Below are 20815 nucleotides of genomic sequence, written 5' to 3' on the forward strand. Positions count from 1 at the left end.
TTGCGGTCCCCTTACCCGTGCGCAGCGACCAGGGAAGAAGAGTCGGTCGATGCAAACGCCGCCATACCATGACTGGACTGATCAAGGATCAGAGATACCGCATTGGCGCGGAGTGTTTCGTCATAAGTCGGGGCAGATACAGTCAGGGCTGACACACTGGTGTTATGCAATCGAATGACTGCATCACTTCCATCATAAGACACAACAGCATCCGAACCGTCAGCCGTGACATGCAGTTTGGACAGATCAGTCATATTTGTGGCGACGATTCGACCGTTGGCACCAGTAAAATTGGCGACATCCAGTTTCCCAGACCCATTGAGGTCGACAATATTGGTTGTGTAGCCAGCGCCGTAAACCTCCGTGGCCTCGCCAGCCTTTACATTGACCGTGACATTCGTATTCGTATCGGCAGTGTAAGAAAGCGATTTGCCATTCGCGTTGACGAAGACGTTCTGGCCCTGATCCGAAGATCCCTTGAGAAGGCAGGAGGCGCCATTATTGAGGGTGATCGAACCCTCATCAGCGACAACCGATATGGCCGAATTGTCGGCCGTGAGATTTGAAGCATTACCTGTCAGGGTAAAACCATTCCATCCACGCGAATTCTGGATAAGGCCGTTTCCGAGAAGCGTCACATTGAGCGTATTGATATCGCAGCTATTGACGATCATATCCTTGAACGTGCCGTTGGCAATAATATTCCCATAACCACTTGTATAGAGACTACCGCCGTCACCGAGGACGTTAGCTTTGGCGTTTTCTATATTCAATATGGAATTTGCACCCTGCAGCGTGACGTTGCTATAGGCATAATATCCGGTATTTTGTATCTCACCGTAATTGGTTATGGTACAGAATATCCTATTGTAGTCGTTATTCGTGTTGTGAATGCTCAGGAAATTATAAGTTCCAACGACATTCAGGAGGCCGGTACCCTCGACGAAGGCATTACCGCCATACGAAACAACGTCCGCCGCTACTTTGGTGGGTGCATAGATGGCTTTTGTGACGCCAGAGTCTACAACTTCTTTCTCAAGAAAGAGGCTCCCCGGATGGGTCATGTCGTTGTTGGGCGAAATAGCTGTCCAGACCACACCATTGCTCAACTGGATTGATGCTACGGCGAAATTGTCTCCGGACGCGCTATACTTGTACTGATTCTTCAGGGTAATGGTGTCATTACCCTGACCGCCACTATCGTTTGCAATCGAGAGTTCGACATCATAATTGCTGACAATTCGGAAAGTGATATCTTTAGCCGACACGTCCTCCGGCATGATAAGGAGGCTCTCTCCCCCCTCGATGCTGCTTCCTGACTGCGACTTGTCATAATAAATCTCGCTTTCTTGTGTGGAATCCAACACTTTCGCCTCCATTTCTATGAGAGTGATATTTATACTTGTGTTTATTGAAATCACGTTAATATTGTTTCGTGTTTATTTTGAATTTTCAATATCACAGTTCTGGCATCAGGACGGTACAACCGACTAAAGGGGTATTTCTGGCCAGATTTGAAACACAGACAGGATGAAGCCAGCAGTCTTATCCGCTCCCCTGGGAGGCCACAGTGCTGCAAGACGCTTCACAATCCACAGGAAGCCGCTCTGGTTGACTGCTGCCATGCTCTCGCTAGAGGGATCTCGGCCCGAAGGCTTTCCTTCATCCAGAGCGAGGCTGTTGCCGCCGTAAGCCAGGTCTGTCTGGAACACGCAAAATACCTGACAGCCAGAACCGCACGCGCCGACAGGCTCCCCTCCCTGGCCGTCTCGAAATACAAACGATCTGATTCCGGATTATCGGGGTCGTGAGTACTAAGCCAATCGGCAATCGTGACACCCGCCTCCATCATTCCCTGATGATATGCCCGATACAACCAACGGACACCCTCCTCACTCTGATCTTCCTGCACCAGAAGCAAACGACCCAGTAGCCATTGCGCTGCCGACAAGCCGGCCTGTGCTGAGAAGCGCGCCAGGGTGATAGGATCACCACACTCATACCCATGGAGCGCCGCTACTGCGTAAGCGTAAGATGTCATCCGCCCTTGCGGGATCCGGCTTCTCAACCCAGCGATTACGCTACTCGTTGTTGCTGAGCGCGGCAGTTTGAGAAGCGAAATGACGTATTGCATCACGCACCAGTCGTCGCCGAGCTCAAGACCTTTCTCAAAACTCAGCCGATACGACTCCGTATCGTCCAGCCCCAGACGGCTGAGAACAAGACATTTCTGCGTATGGGCATTCTGGACACCCATCTCGCAGCTGGTCGTTGCATGCGACAAGGCCGTAGCAAGATCCGGCTCGAAAAGATCATAGGCGATACAGGCCGACCGCTTTTTCTCAAGGTGAAGGCAGGAGAGCAGATAATGGGCGTCCGCATGACCAAGAGCGAGCGCCCTTAATAACCAGTGCTGCGCCGCACATGGAGCCCAGGGAACAGGCTGACTGTAGAAGAATCGGCCAATCTCATAGGCAGCAGTGCCACTACCCTGACGCGATTGTTCGAAAGCAGATTTCAGGTCGAATTCGTGCACGTGTGAAACTTTGCCCGTTTGGAACTGCCCGATTTTAAAATATAAGATATTAATACTTCACTATATCACTATGGACACGCCACTGACGTTCATGTGCGATCATCCCGCAGTCTTCGCGATGCCTCCCCCAGAAAGCATGTCGCAAAGTGCCAGATAATCATGCCGGTTATAGAAGGCCGATATGAATTTGGACGGATCATGCGCGATATCACGAGGCCATTCCGAAAGCCGTGACGCACGTGTAAAAGTGTAATGGACATGATGCCTGATGAAATCAGGATCTGCATATGCGTAACGGAGAGCATCCATCTCTGTTCGTAACGTTGAAATCTGGCTTTCCATATACGCTGTATGATCGTGCATGCGCTGTATTATATCCGGTTCCTCCACCTCCTCTCGCGTCACGAAAAGCTTCCTGGTGAGAAACGAGGGCAGTCCTCTCGACGTGAGGCGGCAGATCACTGGACTGAATATCAGGGAGATGATCATCGGCGACGCCCATAAAAGACGGTCATCAAGAGAGAATCTAGGCGCTACTTCCGGAAGAATATCGGGATCATAAAAGAGGCTGTCGAGGTCGACAGGAATGTTCATGAACAACAGAAGGATACCGCAAAATACGGGGATAGCGAAGTTACGCAGGCACTCCGACCATGGCACCTGGTCATCGTCTCGATCCTGCGTTCCCCATTTCACTGGAATCGATTTTATGTACATCAGGAGAAAGCGTACAATAAACACCATCACAATGGGGGCGAAGAGAGCCGAAAATAGCGTGTCCAGCACGCAGGAACACAGCACGGCCAGCAATCCCCCATGATGCCGGAAGCTACGCGATGCGATGCAATGAACGATGCCAATCACACGCGGAAAAAACAGTAGCGTGACTGAAAAGAAGAGAAGATATCTCGTACCGAATTCATAATTTATCTGGTCGATTGCAACGCCATTGCCGCCGATAAAACCCATCTGCATGATCGTCATGATCACAACGAACAGGGCCCAGAAAATCGAACTGAAATAGGCCATGAATCCGGACATCAGAAGATCGCGGTGAATATGTTTCAGCCCAAATCCCCAGGCCACGCGAATATTCTGGATATTACCCTGCATCCAGCGTCGTTCACGTATGAGGAACGCGATAATATTCGAGGGAATTTCCTCATAGCTTCCCATGATCTCCGGAATAAACCACACGTCAAAGCCATGCTTTGACATCAACGCAGCTTCCACCAGGTCATGACTGATCGGTTTACCGCCCCAGGGTGGCAAACCCTCCAGTTTTGGCAAGATACAATAATCGACGAAGGGCGCCACACGTATGATCGCGTTATGGCCTATATAGAACGAGTCACTAAGGTGATAATGTTTGATCGCCTTGAAAAACGGCGCTCCATATAACTGGCATGAAAACTGTAGCATCCGCCCGAATATGGACGTCCTCAGGATAGGAACAGGATTAGTCTGTATGATGCCAATCCTGTCATTACCCTCGCAAAGGAGGGACATACGATGTATGGCGTCTCCACTCATCAGAGAGTCCGCATCCATGACGACCATATATTTGAAATCGGCCGAAAATCGACGCAGGAAATCCATCACGTTTCCCAGTTTTGCGTTCGAATTGATCGATCGCCATCTGTAGGTCAGTTTGATATCGGGTCTGAGGCAACGCGCCTCGAAAACCGCTTTTTCCTCGCATACGCGCTTCAGAAATGGCCGACTGTCAGAAAGCACGAAGAATTCGTAATGGTCTTCCGTGCCTTTCATAACGCGAAGCTGATCCCACGTTGCCAGGATACTGCCAACGACACGTGAGGGATCCTCGTTGTAAACAGGGTACAGAATGGCAATACGCGTTTCGGGCAGAAGGGCCTCTGCCGGGACCGGATCCTTGTTACCCTTGTCTACAGCGTAAGCCAGAATATTGCCGAACAGCAATTTGAGCAGGCTGGTCGTGGCGTGATAGGTCAGAATAAAAAAAATAGCCGAAAACAGCAGACGTATCAGTTCGATCTCGATTGAGGAAACGATTGAGCGATAGCAGATGACCGTGGCGATCACCGATAGAAAAGCCGACAACACCACATTGAAAGAACGCCTGAAAGCGATCGTTCGCTGGTAACTCGTCGGCGTAACAGCACCCAGTCGCGTGAGATCCATCAGTGATGACGTCTCGTTGGGGTCAACATGTGACCCGCCAATCGGGCGACGCCTGCTGCCCGTACGACGGGACAGATGCAAAGGCGGGTCGTCCGTAGCTGTGTTGGCCGGGGAACTGGACGTCCGTCTCATCATCTCATGACCGCTGCTGGAAGGGCGAGCTGGAAGGCGATGTTCATGACCCTCAGCCAAGGCACAATCCGGGCTTCGGGAGCATAGATCACGTCATCGTCCTTGACCGGAAGGGCCGCGGCCGTCGTGACGCCCGTTCCACTCTTGAAATCAATCCTCAGCACTCTGACTTCGTGATCGATACGCCTGAAGACGAAGAGATTCGTAATATCGGCATTATTCGCATTGAAGCCACCCGCACGAGCAACGACCTCCATGAGTGAGGGCGTGTTCGGGAAGCTGTAAGTCCCGTTTTGCAGGATACCTCCGCCCATGACGGTTGCCCTGACAGATGGAATCCTTCTGACGACCAGGCGATCACCTGGTACGAGAGGAATATGATCCCGAAGCGCCGTATCGTAAGGTATGCTGTAGGTCGCACCGTCACGAACGATATTGACGAGGATACGGGTCTCGTTGTTCTTCTTCGAGCTTTCCTGCTCACCACCATCGGTCAAGGTAAGGGCTGTCGCAAGATCCACGCCGCCGGGCTGCCACGCCAGCACTTTGGGGTTGGACACATCTCCTGCAACTGCAATACCGTTGCGCCCGTTGCCCTGAACTGTCAGCAGCGCATAGGGACGGACAAACAGACCGGCGTGATCATAGGCGATCTGTATTGCCTGGCGTGCCGAGACGATACTCTGGCCGGACAAACGCATACGGCCAACATATGGAAGGTCGACACTCCCTGTCTCATCCACAATATAAAGCCCAAGCTCCTTGATCTGAAAACCTTCCAGAACCTTGTCCTGACCTGTGGACGTGACTGTATCCGGTGTGAAACTGGAAATTTTCACATCGATCTGGTCACCATTCTGTATAAGCGGCGTAAAGCGTCGGTATGAACGGCGGAGGGCCGTCAGGTTTTGCTGGTCCTTGTCCTCTCGCTCCTGCCGATCCGCCGCGTTCATTCGGGTCGCAGTCGCTTCATCGACATTGACCAGACGCCCCTGAAAGGACTTTACAACTGCCTCCCGGGATGGGCCCGACGTTGGCAAACTGCATCCGGACAGAAAGAGCGTGACAATACATATATACACATGAATACCGCGCACAGATCAGTCCTTCACTATCCAATAAAGCACACTTATTACAATCAGGGTTATTATGAGTGATCTGACCCTATATGGCCCGAATTCCTGACTGAACCGCGCTGGCTCACTAAGGTAAGTAATTTTGTATCGGGGTATATACAGCTGACCGGTACTACTGATGTTCGGGCGGTCATACTGAACAAGCTGCTGTATGATTCCCTTCAGGTAGGCATCGCGGGTTACCTCCCGCGACAGAAGGTCCCTGTTCTCCGCCAACTCACGATCTACGCTACCCAGCTCTTTCCTGAGCCAGTCTAGCTGCAAGTTCAGCCCGCTCGCATTCGCGGCACCAACACCATAATTCTTTTCCTTGAGAACATAGGCGAGCGTTGCGTCGCGCATTTTCTCCAGCAGATGCTCGCGCCGCAGGTAGATGTTCGGCAGAATAGTCTGGGCCAGTGTCTGGAAATCAGCGTGATGCGCATCCTCGTAAGTGGAAAGCTTCTTCTGATAATATGCGACGGCGTTATCCGCACGCATCTGGTACAACGCATCCTCTTCCCGGGAGCGGGCAAGAAGGTATCTCTCCGCACCCCCCATGATCTCCCGTAGGACGTCATAGGAAACACCAGGATCGAAACTTGATAACGCGATACCTGTGCTCTCTGGACTCTCGGTGATCTTCAGGGATTTTCTGAAATGCTGCCAACGGCGCCAGTCACCCACTGCGTGCAATGAGCCCAGATGAAACAGCCGGATGAACCAGTTTTTCTCAGAGTATAGTCCTGGTTGGACGCCATTTTTCTCAATCAACCAGAAAGGCGCTTCCGATCTCAGCCAGGCATTGATTATTGCACGCCCATCAGCCGATATAACGTAATGCTCATCAGATGACGTGCCCGAAATCGGGCTCGCCATATCCCCTCGCCTCTCCTGAACAATAATGTCGGCTTGGGAAAGATATCTCGGTGACGAGATAAAAAACCAATATATAACACACATCAATATCGATGCGTAATATATTCTCTTTTTTGTATTTGCGGACATAACAGTATATTACCGTTGCTCGATGTACATTTATATGTACTATTATTATTTATAGTATTGGCTATCACACGAATGCGCTTCTTGTTGTGCGTGCCGGCGCGCGTTTCTTCCATAGGATAACCAATCTATGTTTATTTTATATCGCTCGAGATGATATAATTTTCAAAGATATTCACCACTTCTTCATGAAGGAGGATTGGCTTTCGTTATCCCAGGCGTTGATTGTTTAGTACGAAAAAACCAGATCTGGCGTTTCGATTTAACCAAACTCGCAACAAAAATAAAACAACAAACAAATCCGCGTATATTACTGACTACATATCGTTAGTTTTTTATTTATATTTGAGGTTTCGATCATTATTGATCTCTCTATACGAATCGGAACGAATTTTTGACGATTTGTTCTTATATCCACCCCATACAGAATGACAATCTCTTTGTTCAGAAGATGTCCTTACAAAGCCCGCACGCTCACACACCCGGTCGAACCCGCTTCGGCTACGCCTCCCAATGTTCTTGATCGTCGGATATCACCCCATAAGGAAACAGGGCGCGTCGTCCCGATGATCGCGCTGCGTCACCGGTCAGATACTATGTGCCTCACCGAAGCTGGACACGACGGGCTTGTGCCGCCGGATCGACGTTCGGACAGGCGTGCTCTGCTCCCCGCTTTCTGCACAAACGACAGGAATATGAAGTGCAGATTATCCGCCTGATCGAAGCACTCAGGTAACGCGCGAGCAGATCGCCCCGGAAGGATACGTTTGGCAGATCGAGGCACGCGTCGTTTATTTTTCAGGCCTAGCCCTGTCAGGCGCAGCGCTGAGGCATCATTACACGCCACGAAGCGCAGGGCGAAGAGCGCAAAACTCTTTGTGCATATCTAGGGCCCGTCAGATTTCAAGGATACCGTGGATCTGCACAGTTTTTTTAAGACGAGCATGATACGCCCCTTGATTTGTGAGGATGCGTTGCGCATCTGGCATCCATTAATCGAAATACTGTCACCCAAAGGTAAAAGCCGCCAATGAGGCCTGTCTCGAAAAGACCCGTGCAATTGGCAGATGCCTGGTCGTCCGCGCCAAGGCTTCTACAGCAGGGTCTGCCTGTTGGCCAACGAGCGCAGACAAGCCCCGCCATTCGCTTTGGTGACGGAGCAGACGCACGAATTGCCGCGGGCCATGGCGCTTCTGAACGCGTTGCAAGCTACGTCACACACAGTGCCTCAGTGCTGCCAGCGCAGGGCAATGCGGTTTACAAGGATGATCCTGCCCGACACAGGCCTATCAGCAACACGTGGCGATCCCATAGCTCTGTAGAAGAAACAGCTTCAGACGGGTTATCTACGGGTGTGTGGGCCGGATGGATCGTCGATCTTCAGGTTCCTCGCAGGGCCTGAACCAGATTTCCATATCCGTATCAATGGGTCCTGAGGCTATAGACCAAGATCACTCAGCGACAGATGGTCATCAGGGCGACGGCCCTGCGGCCAGTGGAACAGCCGATCAGCGCTGTTGATGGCAAGATCATTGATCGACGCCATACGCTGCGCCATCAGGCCTTGTGCGTCGAAAACCCAGTTTTCGTTTCCGTAGGAGCGAAACCACTGGCCCGATGCATCATGCCACTCATAGGCAAAACGCACGGCAATACGGTCATCCTGATACGCAAAGAGCTCCTTGATCAGCCGGTAATCGTGCTCGGCAGCCCATTTGCGTTCAAGGAACGCGACAATAGCCGGGCGCCCCTGCAGGAACTCATTGCGGTTACGCCACCGGCTCTCGACACTATAGGCCAGAGAGACCTGAGCCGGGTTGCGACCGTTCCATGCATCCTCGGCACGACGTACCTTCAGCCGCGCCGTTTCTGCGGTAAAGGGAGGAGCCAGGGCCGCAGGGTCTTTGGTCATGAACTTGCCTTCCTGAACGCCCCCGCCTGCACAACAGTGAATATCGCCGTCGTCAGGCGCGCTAGATCCTCAGGAGTGATCGTGAGGGCGGGTGTGAGATAGATGATATTGCGAAACGGCCTGACCCAGACGCCACATGCAACAAGCGCGGCCTTGAGCCCGGCCATATCCTCGATCGCTTCAAGTTCGACCACACCGATCGCCCCCAGCACACGTACATCGCGCACGCCAGACAGAGCGCGACAGGGCTCCAGCTGGTCACGCAGCATCGTCGAAAGCGCGGCGACCTGAGCCAGACGCGGCTCACGCTCGAAAAGATCCAGCGAGGCACAGGCGGCGGCGCAGGCCAGCGCATTGGCCATGAAGGTCGGGCCATGCATGAGCGCGGCCATGGGTGAGTCGGACAGAAACGCCTCATAGACATGGCGGCGCGCAACGGTAGCCGCCAACGCCATTGTGCCACCGGTCAGGGCTTTGGAGAGGGTGATGATATCGGGCACAATCCCGGCTTGCTCGCAGGCAAACATGGTGCCTGTGCGCCCGAAACCCGTGAAAATCTCATCGAGTATCAGCAACACGCCATGTTTGTCGGCCAGTTGCCGCAGTCGGGCAAGCACCTCGGGGGCATGGAAAACCATACCACCAGCACCCTGCACCAGAGGCTCTGTAATGATTGCAGCGATACTGCCCGCATGACGCGCCAGAAGCTGATCGAGTGCCTCATAGCGTGCGGCATCGAGGGGTAAATCAGCGATGACCTGTTCAGGAAACACACCGCTGAAGAGGCTGTGCATCCCCTCTTCAGGATCGCAGATCGACATCGTTGCAAGCGTGTCACCGTGATAGCCCCCGCGAAAGGAGAGCAGCTTCGTACGTCCTTTCTCACCGCGATTGAGCCAGAACTGGATCGCCATTTTCATGGCCACTTCGACAGCAACCGAACCGCTATCGGTGAAAAAACAATGGGCAAGATCACCCGGGAGGAGTGCCGTCAGACGCTCTGACAGCTCCATGACCGGCCGATGAACCAGCCCACCAAGCATGACATGGGGCATGGCATCGAGCTGGGCCGCCACCCGGGCGCGTATATGAGGATGATTATAGCCGTGACAGGCCGTCCACCACGAGGCGATCCCGTCCACCAGCGAGCGGCCATCTTCCAGAACGATGCGCGTATCCTGCGTCCGCGCGGCGATAAGCGGCGCAGGCGCTGTTTGCATCTGGGTATAGGGCAGCCAGACGGGGCTTGCAGAAGGCTTGTCGGATGTCATGCCTTACTGCCCGCTATCGGGCTCACGATCGGCATCGTAGAGCACCTGAAGCACGGCGCACCACGGATAGCGCGTATCGTAGAACTGACCCTCGGCGGTTGCAAGCGCACCGTTGGAATCGGTCGGAACATGGGTCAGGGATACCGTATCATCCACATTGCCGCCGATGATGCTCAGCTCATTGCCAAAAGGCGGGGCATTCTGATGCGTGGCAACCACGATGCCGCAATGGGAAGGAAACCCGTAGGAGGTTGGCAGCATGGCAAAGGTCACGCTGCGGCTCTTGCCGCGACCCACGCAGAGCAGATCACCCAGCTGGGGAATATAGGTTTTCGGGTCCTGCGCGCGCAGACCCGTGGACTGTCCCGAAGCGGCGGCATTGATGTAGGTCGAATGGTTGGGCGAATAGGGAAAGCGGTCATTCGCACCGGCCACGCGCATCACATAGGAGATGAACGCCGCCGACCAGGCGTAATGCCCGTCATTCTCGGGGCGGAAGAGCTGACCATCCGCATTGTATTTGCCGCTCCATGAGACTTCCGTCTCATAGGGGTCCTGCCCGATCCACCAGTACTCGCCTACACGCTGCCAGAGGCCGGGAATACGCTCGGGCTTGAGCGAGGGGGCACTTGGCTCGGGACGATCCTCGGGATCGTCATCGCTGACAGGGTTGCCGAACATGCGCCATTCGCGCATGGCGATCGCCACAACATCCTGACGGTTGAACGGCACAAAATTGCGCGAGGCGAAGTCGGGCACATGGCCATCATAGCCATAGGCCCCGACACGGCCATTGGCATATTGCGCCATAGGTGTCTGCGCCGGATGTTGCGCTGCATTCTGAACCGCAGTCGACGCGCACCCCGAGAACAGCATGAGCGCGCCAAGAGCGCCGACAACCCGACTCTGCATGGCAAGGGTATTCTGCGCATATGATCGTAAAGAAAACAGTCCGGCGCCCATGATGTGATTCTTCTCCCTGTATGCGCAACGAGCGCCGAACAGCGCCGGTTCATTACAGCGAGATAGGAACGAGAGCGGCGCTCCGGTCAAGTGCCGCCCTCGTCATGCCTTGGTGACTGCCTTGCGGGAGGCTGCCGGGGCTTCAGCCAGCCTGATCAGGGAACAGGGAAGCGAGAGCCTCGGCAGTTGCCTCGCAGCGGCCACGTTCGGTAATCAGCCCTGAAACCAGTCGGGCCGGGGTAACGTCGAAGGCCGGATTGGCGGCCTTGGTAATCCGGGGGGTGACGCGCACGCGGGCAGCCTGACCCTGCTCATCGATGCCATGAACATAGGTCACCTCCTCGCCCGAACGCTCCTCAATCGGGATTTCCTTCACACCATCGGTTACCCGCCAGTCGATGGTCGAGGAAGGCAGCGCGACCCAGAAAGGCACGTCATTGTCGTGAGCGGCCAATGCCTTGAGATACGTGCCGATCTTGTTTGCAACATCTCCCTGACGGGTCACGCGATCTGTTCCTACGATCACCAGATCAACATCGCCATGCTGCATCAGGTGCCCACCGGCATTATCCGCGACCAGCGTGTGCGGCACACCATGCGCCCCCAGCTCCCAGGCTGTCAGCAATGCGCCCTGATTGCGGGGGCGTGTCTCATCCACCCACACATGAACGGGCAACCCGGCATCATGGGCCATATAGATCGGGGCCAGGGCTGTGCCCCAATCGACCGTGGCAATCCATCCTGCATTGCAATGGGTCAGGATATTGAGACGTTCCTGACCGGGACGGCGCTTCTCCCAGAGCGTACGGAACAGCTCAAGCCCATGACGACCGATGGATTCATTGACCTGCACATCCTCGTCACAGATCGCATCCGCCTCTTCATAGGCCGCCTTCACGCGGGCATCGGGCGCCAGAGGCTGAAGATGCGCCACCATGCGTTCGATGGCCCAGCGCAGATTGATGGCCGTCGGGCGCGTTTCGACAAGACGCGCTGCTGCGTCCTTCAGGCCGGCATCGGAGGCGTCTTTCTGCAGGGCAAAGGCCAGACCATAGGCGGCAACCGCGCCAATCAGGGGGGCGCCGCGCACCTGCATGGTACGAATGGCATGGGCCACCTGATCCTCTTCGCGCAGGGCGAGAACATCGAGCGTCCAGGGGAGCTTGGTCTGGTCGAAGATATGCACGAGAGCCGGGTCTTGGGCGTCGCGCCAGACACTGCGATAGGGCGTACCGTTGATTTTCATATGGGTATCCGTCTTGTGAGCCACGCAATGCGGGGGAACTGCTTCCTGACAAGGGAGCCGGTGTCATGATCAGAGGGCTAGCATGTGGCAAATAAGGGGGAAGGACTCAAGTTCCTGCGCCCTCATTTCCGGTAACGCGTCGGGTGTTTTCATGAATCTGCCACGATACTGACAAGCTGTGGAACGACGCTGATGATCGGGAACAAGGTTTTACGACCGGGCCGATCCGGTCTATATTGAGGCATAGGCAAAAGGACCGGAATATGAGCGAACCGCAATGGCTGACCTGGGCACGGGACGTACAGGCGATCGCCCAGAACGGGCTCACCTTCTGCCAGAATCCCTATGATCGCGAGCGGTACGAGCAGTTGCGCGTACTCGCATCGTCCATGATCGCCGCGCTGGGCCAGGACACACCCGAGACAGTGCTCGCCCTGTTCACGAGTGAAAAAGGCTACGCCACCCCCAAGATCGATGTCCGTGGCGCGGTATTCAACACGGCAGGCGAAATCCTGATGGTGCGTGAAGCCATCGATCAGGATCGCTGGACCCTGCCCGGCGGCTGGGCGGACGTGAATTTTACCACGGCCGAAAACACGCTCAAGGAAGTCATGGAAGAGAGCGGGTACAGCGCGGAAATCATCAAGCTGGCTGCCCTTTGGGACCGTAACAGACAGGGCCATCCGCCTGACGTCTTTTCCTGTGCCAAGGTGTTCTATCTGTGTCGTCTGACAGGGGGCACCCCCACCATCGACAACCTTGAAACCTCGGGGATCGGCTGGTTCAACCGAAATAACCTGCCTGATGATCTCTCCCTGACACGGCTCCTCCCCCATCAGCTTCGCCGCATGTTCGATCATTACGACCAACCGGATCTGGCGACGGATTACGACTGACGCCATGAAGGTCATGACCATTCTCCCCCGTCGGGAGGGCTATGCGCCTGACCGTGCGGGGGCCATCGCGCTTCTGGTCTCTCGTCTGGCCTCCCCGGAAGATATCGTGATCGGCACCGAAATCACTGGCTCACCTCTGCCGGGTGGCCAGTTCATAGCCGTGACCGAACCGGGCGGGCTGCATCGCTGGCGCCGTGACGGCACACGCTATCGCATTGCCTGCCAGCGTGAGATCAGACGGCATCGACCCGATCTGGTGGAGGTCCATAACCGACCGGCTCTGGCGCGTGCGCTCCGGGGGTGCGGTGTCCCGGTTCACCTTATCCTGCATAACGACCCACAGGACATGCATGGAGCCCGTCGTCCGCGCCAGCGTCAGGAGCTCATGCAGCATGTGAAGGTGTTCACGGTCTCTTTCTGGCTGCGACGACGCTTTCTGGAAGACCTCGATGACGGACCGGTCACGGTCATGCCCAATTGTCTCGATCTGTCCGCCCTGCCCGCCGCCCCTGAGAAGCGGGCAAAACTGGTGCTTTTCGCGGGCCGCATGGTGGCGGACAAGGGGGCCGACGCCTTCGTGCGCGCCTGGGCCGCGATCAGCCAGAAGGCGCCGGGCTGGAAAGCAATCATGATCGGGGCCGATCGCTTTCGCTTCAATTCGCCGCGCACGACCTTTGTCGATCGGGTCGAGGCCAGCGCAAGCGCTGCTGGAATCACGCTCTGTGGCTATCAGATGCATCATCAGGTGCTCGAAGCCATGGCTGCGGCCTCGATTGTCGTCGTGCCCAGCCGTTGGCCCGAGCCTTTCGGGCTGACCGCGCTCGAGGCCATGGCGAGCGGCGCGGCTGTTATCGCCTCACCACGCGGCGGCCTGCCCGAGGTCGTCGGTACGGCTGCGCTTCTGGCCCTCCCCGATGACGGGGATGCGCTGGAAAAAGCAATGCTCCGCCTGATTGATGATGAAGACCTCAGAGCAGAATGCGTCAGACGCGGACACGAACAGGCGCAGAAATTTAATCTTTCACAGGCGCGGGAATTACTGAAAAAAACGCGTCAGAAATCGATAAACCTGGGAAAAGCGCGCTAAACGGTGATTCAGGCTGCCGCATATTCGACACATTGGGATCATTGATTATCCTCGTACAGTATTCGACTGAGAGGACACATGTTTAAGACACGCTTTCTGCCCGCCCTGGCCCTGACAGCTCTTGTTTCAGCGCCTGTGGCACATGCACAAACCTCCGGCTGTGATAACAATACAGGCAATACGGGCGTGATCGGTCGCCTCGCCGCCAAGGAAAACTGCCTGAACAACCGGGTGCAGAACTGGCAGAACAAAAACAAAGAAGCGGCCGAAGCCCGTCAGAAGAAGCTCGATGATCTGCGTGACAAATATGCAAACGCCCCCGAGCGCGAGCGCGAAAAGATCCAGGGCAAGATTGATGCCCAGAAGGAGAAGCTGGACAACCTGAAGCAGGAGCGCACCCAGCGTATCGATCAGTTCAAGGCCGATCAGAAGGCCCAGCGTGAGCAGATGAAAGCCCTCTCTGACAAGACAAAACAGGATTTCCGTAATCTCGGCCGCATCAACTGATCATCTGACAGCATGATGCAATGACACGCATCACGTCATGTCATGTTCCCCACCCTTCCGAACCCTCCAGATGGTTCGGAAGGGTGACGGGGCCTTCGCTTGTCCTGCAGCAGGCCACGTTACAGGCGGAATTAAAAAAGACCCCATAGAGCCGAATTCCCATGTCTCGCTTCGACGTTCGGCGTTAAGACAGAGGTCATGACGGTTTCTTCTCCCCTGCGAGACTCCCATCCTGTTGCCCCTTCGCGTGGTTCAGCGCACGCGCCTGAACAATGGCAGAAGGAGCGAAACCTGGTGGTGCTGACGGGTGCTTCAGGGGGAATCGGTGCCCTGATCGGCCGGACCCTCCTGTCGCAGGACTACGATCTCATAGCGATTTGCCGCTCCAAGCCCGATCTTGATCCCGGTCGTACCCTCCATATTGCCTGCGATTTTGCCCGGACCGGCACGCTCGCTCCGGTCAGCGAGACCATCGAGCAATTCGATCGACCCGTTTTTGCCCTCATTCATTGTGCAGGGCTGATCATGCCATCCCCGGTTGCCGAGGCCGAAGGCGCCGCAATCGAAGCCCAGATTGCCCTCAACCTTACCGCACCCGTTCTTCTCACGCGCCATCTCCTGCCGCTCATGAGTGGTCAGGCCAACAGCGACAGGACAGGCGGACATATCGTTTTCGTCAACTCCATGGCGGCGGTCATGCCACTGGCCGGAAGCGCAGCCTATGCCGCGGCCAAGGCAGGCCTGAGGAGCTTCGCACTCTCGCTCGCCCAGGAACTGCAACCGACAAATCTGTCGGTCAGCACTGTTTTTCCGGGTGCGGTACAGACATCCATGCTGCTCCGTGAAATGGCAGAGGGTGGCTCCGTCCTGAACTACGTCAGTACGCCCCTCGACCCTGCCAAAGTCGCGCAGGCCGTCGTCAACCAGCTGGGCAGAAACCGGCAGAATACCTGCCGCGAGCAATTCATGCCCGCTATTGATGGGGTATTTGGCAAGATGTGCATGGTCGCTCCGGCGCTGCTACGTCTGACACTGCCTGTGCTCTACGCAATCGGACGACGTAATTACGCGAAGGTTCGGCATCGCGGCTGAACAGGGACACCCATACCGGGGTCGGGTCATGCCGAAGAATTGACAAGGCCACGCCGTAGCGGCAGGGACAAGCCATGACGCGCTTTGATCCGCTTCTCAGACAGGCACTCGATACGCTGGAATCCCGTTCCCTGCGTCGCACCTTGCGCCCCCTGCATCGCACCCCCGATGCGGTTCTGCGTCAGGGCCGCGAAGTGCTCGATTTTTCGTCGAACGATTATCTTGGTCTCTCGGGTCATCCGCTCCTGCGAGACCGCGCCGCCGACTGGGCCGTGCAGCATGGCACGGGCGCGCGGGCGTCACGGCTGGTCAGTGGCACGCTGGATCTGCATCAACAGGTCGAGGGGCGCCTTGCCCGTTTCAAGGGGGCAGAAGCCGCTCTGCTGTTCGCTTCGGGCTGGCAAGCCAATGCTGCTGTTTTGCCGGCCCTGTTCCGCCTGGCCCGTGAACAGACCGGCGTGACGCCGCTGGTCTTTGCCGACAAGCTCAATCACGCCAGCATGCATCACGGTTGTGCTGCGGCCGGGGTGAAGCAGATCAGATTCCGTCACAACGATCTGGCCCATCTCGAGGCCTTGCTTGAGCGCCACGCCGAACAGCCCGGCATGCGCTTCATCGTGACGGAAAGCGTTTTTTCCATGGATGGCGATACGGCCGATATCGCCGCGCTGAGCGCTCTAGCAAAACGATACAATGCCTTCTTCTACCTTGATGAAGCCCATGCCACGGGTGTTCTGGGCCCCCAGGGGCGCGGCCTGTCTCATGGCCATGAGGTGGATCTCGTCATGGGCACATTCAGCAAGGCGCTGGGCAGCATGGGCGCCTATATTGCCGGTTCACGTGCCCTGTGCGACTGGATCATCACGGCATGCTCGGGGTTCATCTACAGCACGGCTCCATCCCCGCCGATGCTGGGCGCCATGGATGCGGCTCTGGAACTCATGCCTGGCCTGGAGGCGGCCCGCCTGAAACTGCGGCAGAATGCGGCGCTCCTGCGTCAACGACTCAACGAAGCCGGGATCGATACAGGTGGTTCAACCACGCAGATCATTCCTGTCATGATCGGCGATGAAGAGGCGACCCTCGCTCTTGCCGAAACGCTCGAAAAGCAGGGCCTGCTGACCATTGCCATCCGTCCGCCAACCGTCCCCGCCGGGTCGGCGCGCCTGCGTCTGGCACTCAGTGCCAGCCATGATGAAGCCGCCATCAACAGGCTTGCCGATGCCCTGACCGGAGCCCTGCGGCCAGGGCAGTCATGAAGCTCGTCTTTGTTCATGGATGGAGTTTCGATGCCCGGTTCTGGTCCCCGGTTCACGAGGCACTCAGCCATCCTGACTCGGTCTTTCTCGATCGCGGCTACACAGGTGCGCCCGAAACACTGACCCTGCCCGACGCCCCCTATCTTGCCATCACCCACTCAGCAGGCACGACAGATCTTCTTGCCCGCGACCTCGCAGGATGTCGCGGCATCGTGGCATTCAACAGTTTTGCCCGTTTCACCCGGTCGGACGATTTTCCCGAAGGTCTTCCTCCCCGTATCCTCTCACGCATGGCCAATCGCCTGTCCGATGATCCGGCGGGGGTTGTCACGCAGTTCCGGCAGCAATTCGAGCCCTTCCTGCCCTGCACCACGCTGGCACCCGACAGGCTGCAGGCCGGGCTGGATGCGCTGATAGCGGCCGATGCCAGAGCCGAAGCGCGCCGCTGGGGGGCCAGTCTGACAACAATCAGCGGCACGAATGATCCGCTGGTAACGCCTGCCATGACCCAGGCCGGTTTCCCTCTGGCGAAGACCATGCAACGCGAAGGCGGGCATCTTCTGCCCCTGACCGATCCTGAGGGTTGCGCAGCCATCATCCGGGACTGGCTGGAGCAAGGCGCATGAGTGAGGAAGCCAGCCGCCTCGCCCCGATTGCCGCGCGTTTCGACATGGCCGAGCACTATGATCAGGCTGCGCGTGTTCAGGCCCTCACGGCCATCGCGCTTGCACAGCGTATTGCCTCGCATGTCACGCCGGACAACCCGCCCCGCCGGATTCTGGAGCTGGGCTGCGGCACAGGGGCTCTCACCCGCCTCCTGCGCGGGCTTTTCCCGGCGGCAGAGATCACCGCCATCGACCTTTCACCCGGCATGATCGCCCGCGCTGCACGCGCCGTGCCCGATATCTGTTATCACGTGATGGATGCCGAGCACCCGACCCTGCCCGGGCCGTTCGATCTCATCTGTTCCAGCTTCTGCATGCAGTGGTTCAGCAATCGGGAAGCCGCTTTTCGTCGACTGGCCCATCTTCTGGCACCGGGTGGGCGACTTGAGGTGACAACGCTGGCTGAAGGCAGCTTTGCCCAATGGCGCGAGGCCTGCGCCGCGCAATCCCTGCCCTGCGGCTTCCCTGATTATCCCACGGCCAGAACGCTTCTGGCTGAACTCCCCCCGTCGCTTCAGGGCGAATGGTCGCTTGAGACGCAGCGTGATCCTGTAGGTTCCGCACGCACGTTTCTGCTCGACCTCAGGAAAATTGGGGCGACAACGCCCAAGGAGGCCAGCCGCAAGCTGACAGCCCCCGAACTTCGGCGCGTAATGCAGCATTTCGACAGGATGACCAACGAGATGGACTACCAGATCGCTTCCGGCAGCGCCGTAAAGACACGGGGCGTTTTCGTCACGGGCACGGATACCGGGATCGGCAAGACCCTTGTGTCAGCCATTCTCACCCGTGCGCTCGATGCCACCTACTGGAAGCCCTTTCAGACCGGGCTGAGCGATGAAGCAGGCGACACGCATAGCGTCAGCACGCTTGCCGCCCTCCCCGCTTCACGCGTGATGGCCCCCGCCCATGCCTTTCTCGCCCCGCTTTCACCGCAGGACGCAGCGGCGGCAGAGGGCCGGACGGTCAACCTGGAGGGCCTGACCCTGCCGGATTGCACGGGGCCTCTGGTGGTCGAGGGTGCTGGCGGGCTGATGGTGCCGCTCAATGACGAGACCCTGCTGATCGACTGGGCGGCCACACTGGGCCTCCCGGTCATTCTTGTTACCCGTTCCACACTGGGCACGATCAATCACACGCTGCTCAGTCTCGAAGCCCTGAAGCAGCGCGGTATCGCCATTGCCGGCGTGGTGATGAGCGGCCCCCCGAATGCTGCCAATCGGGCGGCCATAGAGCATTTCGGGCAGGTGCCTGTGCTGGCCGAAATTCCTCTGCTGGACGCCATCACGCCGCAAAGCGTGGCGCAGGAGGCAGAACGCCTGCGCGAAACCCTGAGACTACAGGGTTTCTGACGTAGTCAGTGCCGCTGTCAGCCGGGAAAATACAGGGGCAGATTCTGGTATTGCCATCCACAGACCCGCCCGCGCTGACCGTTCGCATCCGGCTGGCCTTCATATCCCTCGACCACATTCACCGCCTCGACATAGCCGAGATGCGCCGCGAGTTCCGCCGTCTGCTGTGAGCGCACGCCTGAACGGCACAGGAACAACACGGGCGTTTCCAGCGACGGCACAAGCTCACGCAGCGAGCGTGCGAACCCATTGGCATCGTAAGGGTCCCAGCTCAGGGTTTTCACATCCTTGTCGAGGGTTGAAAGGTCGGGCAATCCAACCAGCTGCCATTCGCCGGGGGTGCGCACATCAATCAGGACGGCATCCTTGTCTGTCGTCAGGCGTTCCCAGGCAGCTTGTGCCGAAATACAGTCGACCATCGTTTTTCCTCATTTATTTTACATGTCGCGACGTTAAACTCTCAAACCGCAGACGTATAGGATGGAATGTAGATGACCACTCAGAACGTGACCCCCTCCCACGCCACCAGTGTCATTCCGGGCTGGCAGCACCCTTCAGAGGGTATGATCGGCGCCATTGGCGGCACGCCGCTGATCCGTCTGAAGCTGGCGTCGGAAGCAACAGGCTGCGAAATCTACGGCAAGGCCGAGTTCATGAATCCCGGAGGGTCGGTCAAGGATCGTGCGGCTCTGGCTATCATTCTCGATGCCGAGAAGCGGGGCGCCCTCAAGTCGGGCGGTGTGATCGTTGAAGGCACGGCAGGCAATACCGGTATCGGCCTTACTCTCGTCGCCAAGGCCCGTGGCTATCGCACCATCATTGTCATGCCGGAAACGCAGAGCCGCGAGAAAATTGATTTCCTGCGCATGATCGGGGCCGATCTGCGCCTCGTGCCTGCCAAGCCCTTTCGTGACCCCGGCAATTACGTGCATGTCTCGCGCCGTATTGCCGAGGAAACCGACAATGCTGTCTGGGCCAACCAGTTCGACAACACCGCCAACCGCGAAGGCCACCGCACAACCACGGCGGTTGAGATCTGGCAGCAGCTCGATGGTCGTGTCGATGCCTTCACCTGCGCCTGCGGCACGGGTGGTACGCTGGCAGGTGTTGCTCTGGGCCTTGGTGAGCTGGCCGAGGCGGCGGGTCGCAAGCGCCCCGAGATCGTTCTGGCCGACCCGGAGGGCTCAGGTCTGTACGGCTGGGTCAAATCGAACGATCTGAGTGTTTCGGGCGGCTCGATTACCGAAGGGATCGGGCAATCCCGCGTGACGGGCAATCTGGAAGGCATCACGATTGACGATGCCGAACGTATTCCTGATGCCGAGGCGCTTGAGCAGATCTTCTCGCTTCAGGATCGCGAGGGAATCTCGCTGGGCGGCTCGGCGGGGATCAACGTGGCGGCAGCGATTCGCGTGGCAAGACGCCTTGGTCCGGACCATCGTATTGTAACAATCCTCTGCGATGGTGGAGCACGCTACCAGTCCAAGATCTTCAATCCTGAATTCCTGCGGGCCAAAAACCTGCCGACCCCACCCTGGCTCGATTGAGACAGGTTTTCGCAAGTTGTGACGGAATGAAACAGCCCCTTGAAGGGGACATTCGATTCGGACCAAT

18 protein-coding genes are annotated in these 20815 nt (G+C 57.0%); 8 read left to right on the plus strand and 10 right to left on the minus strand.

Annotated elements, in window-relative coordinates; all coding sequences use genetic code 11:
* Positions 1 to 11 precede the first annotated feature (11 nt).
* From F3J08_RS07695 to mtnA, 9 genes are all read right to left on the minus strand, one after another.
* Positions 12 to 1367: a calcium-binding protein gene (locus F3J08_RS07695; RefSeq protein ID WP_166929137.1), complete on the minus strand. Its 1356-nt coding sequence runs from the start codon at positions 1365 to 1367 to the stop codon at positions 12 to 14.
* A 218-nt stretch (positions 1368 to 1585) separates the two neighbouring features.
* On the minus strand, positions 1586 to 2536 hold the full coding sequence (locus F3J08_RS07700) for a hypothetical protein (protein WP_166929138.1): 951 nt from the start codon (positions 2534 to 2536) through the stop codon (positions 1586 to 1588).
* A gap of 99 nt (positions 2537 to 2635) precedes the next feature.
* Complete coding sequence (gene mdoH, locus F3J08_RS07705) at positions 2636 to 4834, minus strand: glucans biosynthesis glucosyltransferase MdoH (protein ID WP_370458686.1); 2199 nt, start codon at positions 4832 to 4834, stop codon at positions 2636 to 2638.
* Positions 4831 to 5871 (minus strand): polysaccharide biosynthesis/export family protein, encoded by a 1041-nt coding sequence (locus F3J08_RS07710; RefSeq protein WP_166929140.1) that lies wholly within the window; start codon positions 5869 to 5871, stop codon positions 4831 to 4833. Before F3J08_RS07710 ends, mdoH begins: the two co-directional genes overlap by 4 nt.
* 60 nt (positions 5872 to 5931) lie before the next feature.
* Positions 5932 to 6825, minus strand: coding sequence for a hypothetical protein (locus F3J08_RS07715; RefSeq protein ID WP_166929142.1), 894 nt, complete (start codon positions 6823 to 6825; stop codon positions 5932 to 5934).
* 1564 nt (positions 6826 to 8389) lie between these two features.
* Positions 8390 to 8863, minus strand: a complete 474-nt coding sequence (locus F3J08_RS07720; RefSeq protein ID WP_166929143.1) for a nuclear transport factor 2 family protein — start codon at positions 8861 to 8863, stop codon at positions 8390 to 8392.
* On the minus strand, positions 8860 to 10134 hold the full coding sequence (locus tag F3J08_RS07725) for an adenosylmethionine--8-amino-7-oxononanoate transaminase (protein ID WP_166929145.1): 1275 nt from the start codon (positions 10132 to 10134) through the stop codon (positions 8860 to 8862). Before F3J08_RS07725 ends, F3J08_RS07720 begins: the two co-directional genes overlap by 4 nt.
* 3 nt (positions 10135 to 10137) lie before the next feature.
* Positions 10138 to 11046, minus strand: coding sequence for a DUF2272 domain-containing protein (locus F3J08_RS07730; RefSeq protein WP_166929146.1), 909 nt, complete (start codon positions 11044 to 11046; stop codon positions 10138 to 10140).
* Positions 11047 to 11239: 193 nt separating this feature from the next.
* A complete protein-coding gene (mtnA, locus tag F3J08_RS07735) occupies positions 11240 to 12343 on the minus strand; it encodes an S-methyl-5-thioribose-1-phosphate isomerase (protein ID WP_166929148.1) in 1104 nt (367 codons plus the stop codon).
* Between the two features lie 263 nt (positions 12344 to 12606).
* On the opposite strand from mtnA, the gene F3J08_RS07740 reads away from it, so the two are divergent.
* From F3J08_RS07740 to bioD, 7 genes are all read left to right on the plus strand, one after another.
* The gene (locus tag F3J08_RS07740) at positions 12607 to 13239 is read left to right on the plus strand and encodes an NUDIX hydrolase (RefSeq protein WP_166929149.1); all 633 of its coding nucleotides are present in this window, start codon (positions 12607 to 12609) and stop codon (positions 13237 to 13239) included.
* Between the two features lie 13 nt (positions 13240 to 13252).
* Entirely contained in the window at positions 13253 to 14326 is a 1074-nt protein-coding gene (locus F3J08_RS07745) for a glycosyltransferase family 4 protein (protein WP_370458687.1), read from the plus strand.
* 78 nt (positions 14327 to 14404) lie between these two features.
* A complete protein-coding gene (locus F3J08_RS07750) occupies positions 14405 to 14833 on the plus strand; it encodes a hypothetical protein (RefSeq protein WP_122038695.1) in 429 nt (142 codons plus the stop codon).
* A gap of 198 nt (positions 14834 to 15031) precedes the next feature.
* On the plus strand, positions 15032 to 15925 hold the full coding sequence (locus F3J08_RS07755) for an SDR family oxidoreductase (protein ID WP_166929153.1): 894 nt from the start codon (positions 15032 to 15034) through the stop codon (positions 15923 to 15925).
* 74 nt (positions 15926 to 15999) lie between these two features.
* Positions 16000 to 17184 (plus strand): 8-amino-7-oxononanoate synthase, encoded by a 1185-nt coding sequence (locus tag F3J08_RS07760; protein WP_166929155.1) that lies wholly within the window; start codon positions 16000 to 16002, stop codon positions 17182 to 17184.
* Positions 17181 to 17810 (plus strand): alpha/beta fold hydrolase, encoded by a 630-nt coding sequence (locus F3J08_RS07765; protein WP_166929157.1) that lies wholly within the window; start codon positions 17181 to 17183, stop codon positions 17808 to 17810. The genes F3J08_RS07760 and F3J08_RS07765 overlap by 4 nt, the downstream gene beginning before the upstream one ends.
* Positions 17807 to 19201: a dethiobiotin synthase gene (bioD, locus tag F3J08_RS07770; protein WP_166929159.1), complete on the plus strand. Its 1395-nt coding sequence runs from the start codon at positions 17807 to 17809 to the stop codon at positions 19199 to 19201. The genes F3J08_RS07765 and bioD overlap by 4 nt, the downstream gene beginning before the upstream one ends.
* A gap of 17 nt (positions 19202 to 19218) precedes the next feature.
* Here bioD and F3J08_RS07775 read toward each other — a convergent pair whose 3' ends face one another.
* Entirely contained in the window at positions 19219 to 19620 is a 402-nt protein-coding gene (locus tag F3J08_RS07775; protein WP_122048924.1) for a rhodanese-like domain-containing protein, read from the minus strand.
* Between the two features lie 144 nt (positions 19621 to 19764).
* On the opposite strand from F3J08_RS07775, the gene F3J08_RS07780 reads away from it, so the two are divergent.
* Positions 19765 to 20748: a cysteine synthase A gene (locus tag F3J08_RS07780; protein WP_240149246.1), complete on the plus strand. Its 984-nt coding sequence runs from the start codon at positions 19765 to 19767 to the stop codon at positions 20746 to 20748.
* The last annotated feature ends 67 nt before the right edge of the window (positions 20749 to 20815 follow it).

Origin of the sequence: Asaia sp. As-1742 (genome assembly GCF_011753235.1) — a bacterium.
In the GTDB taxonomy this organism is placed as follows: domain Bacteria; phylum Pseudomonadota; class Alphaproteobacteria; order Acetobacterales; family Acetobacteraceae; genus Asaia; species Asaia bogorensis_B.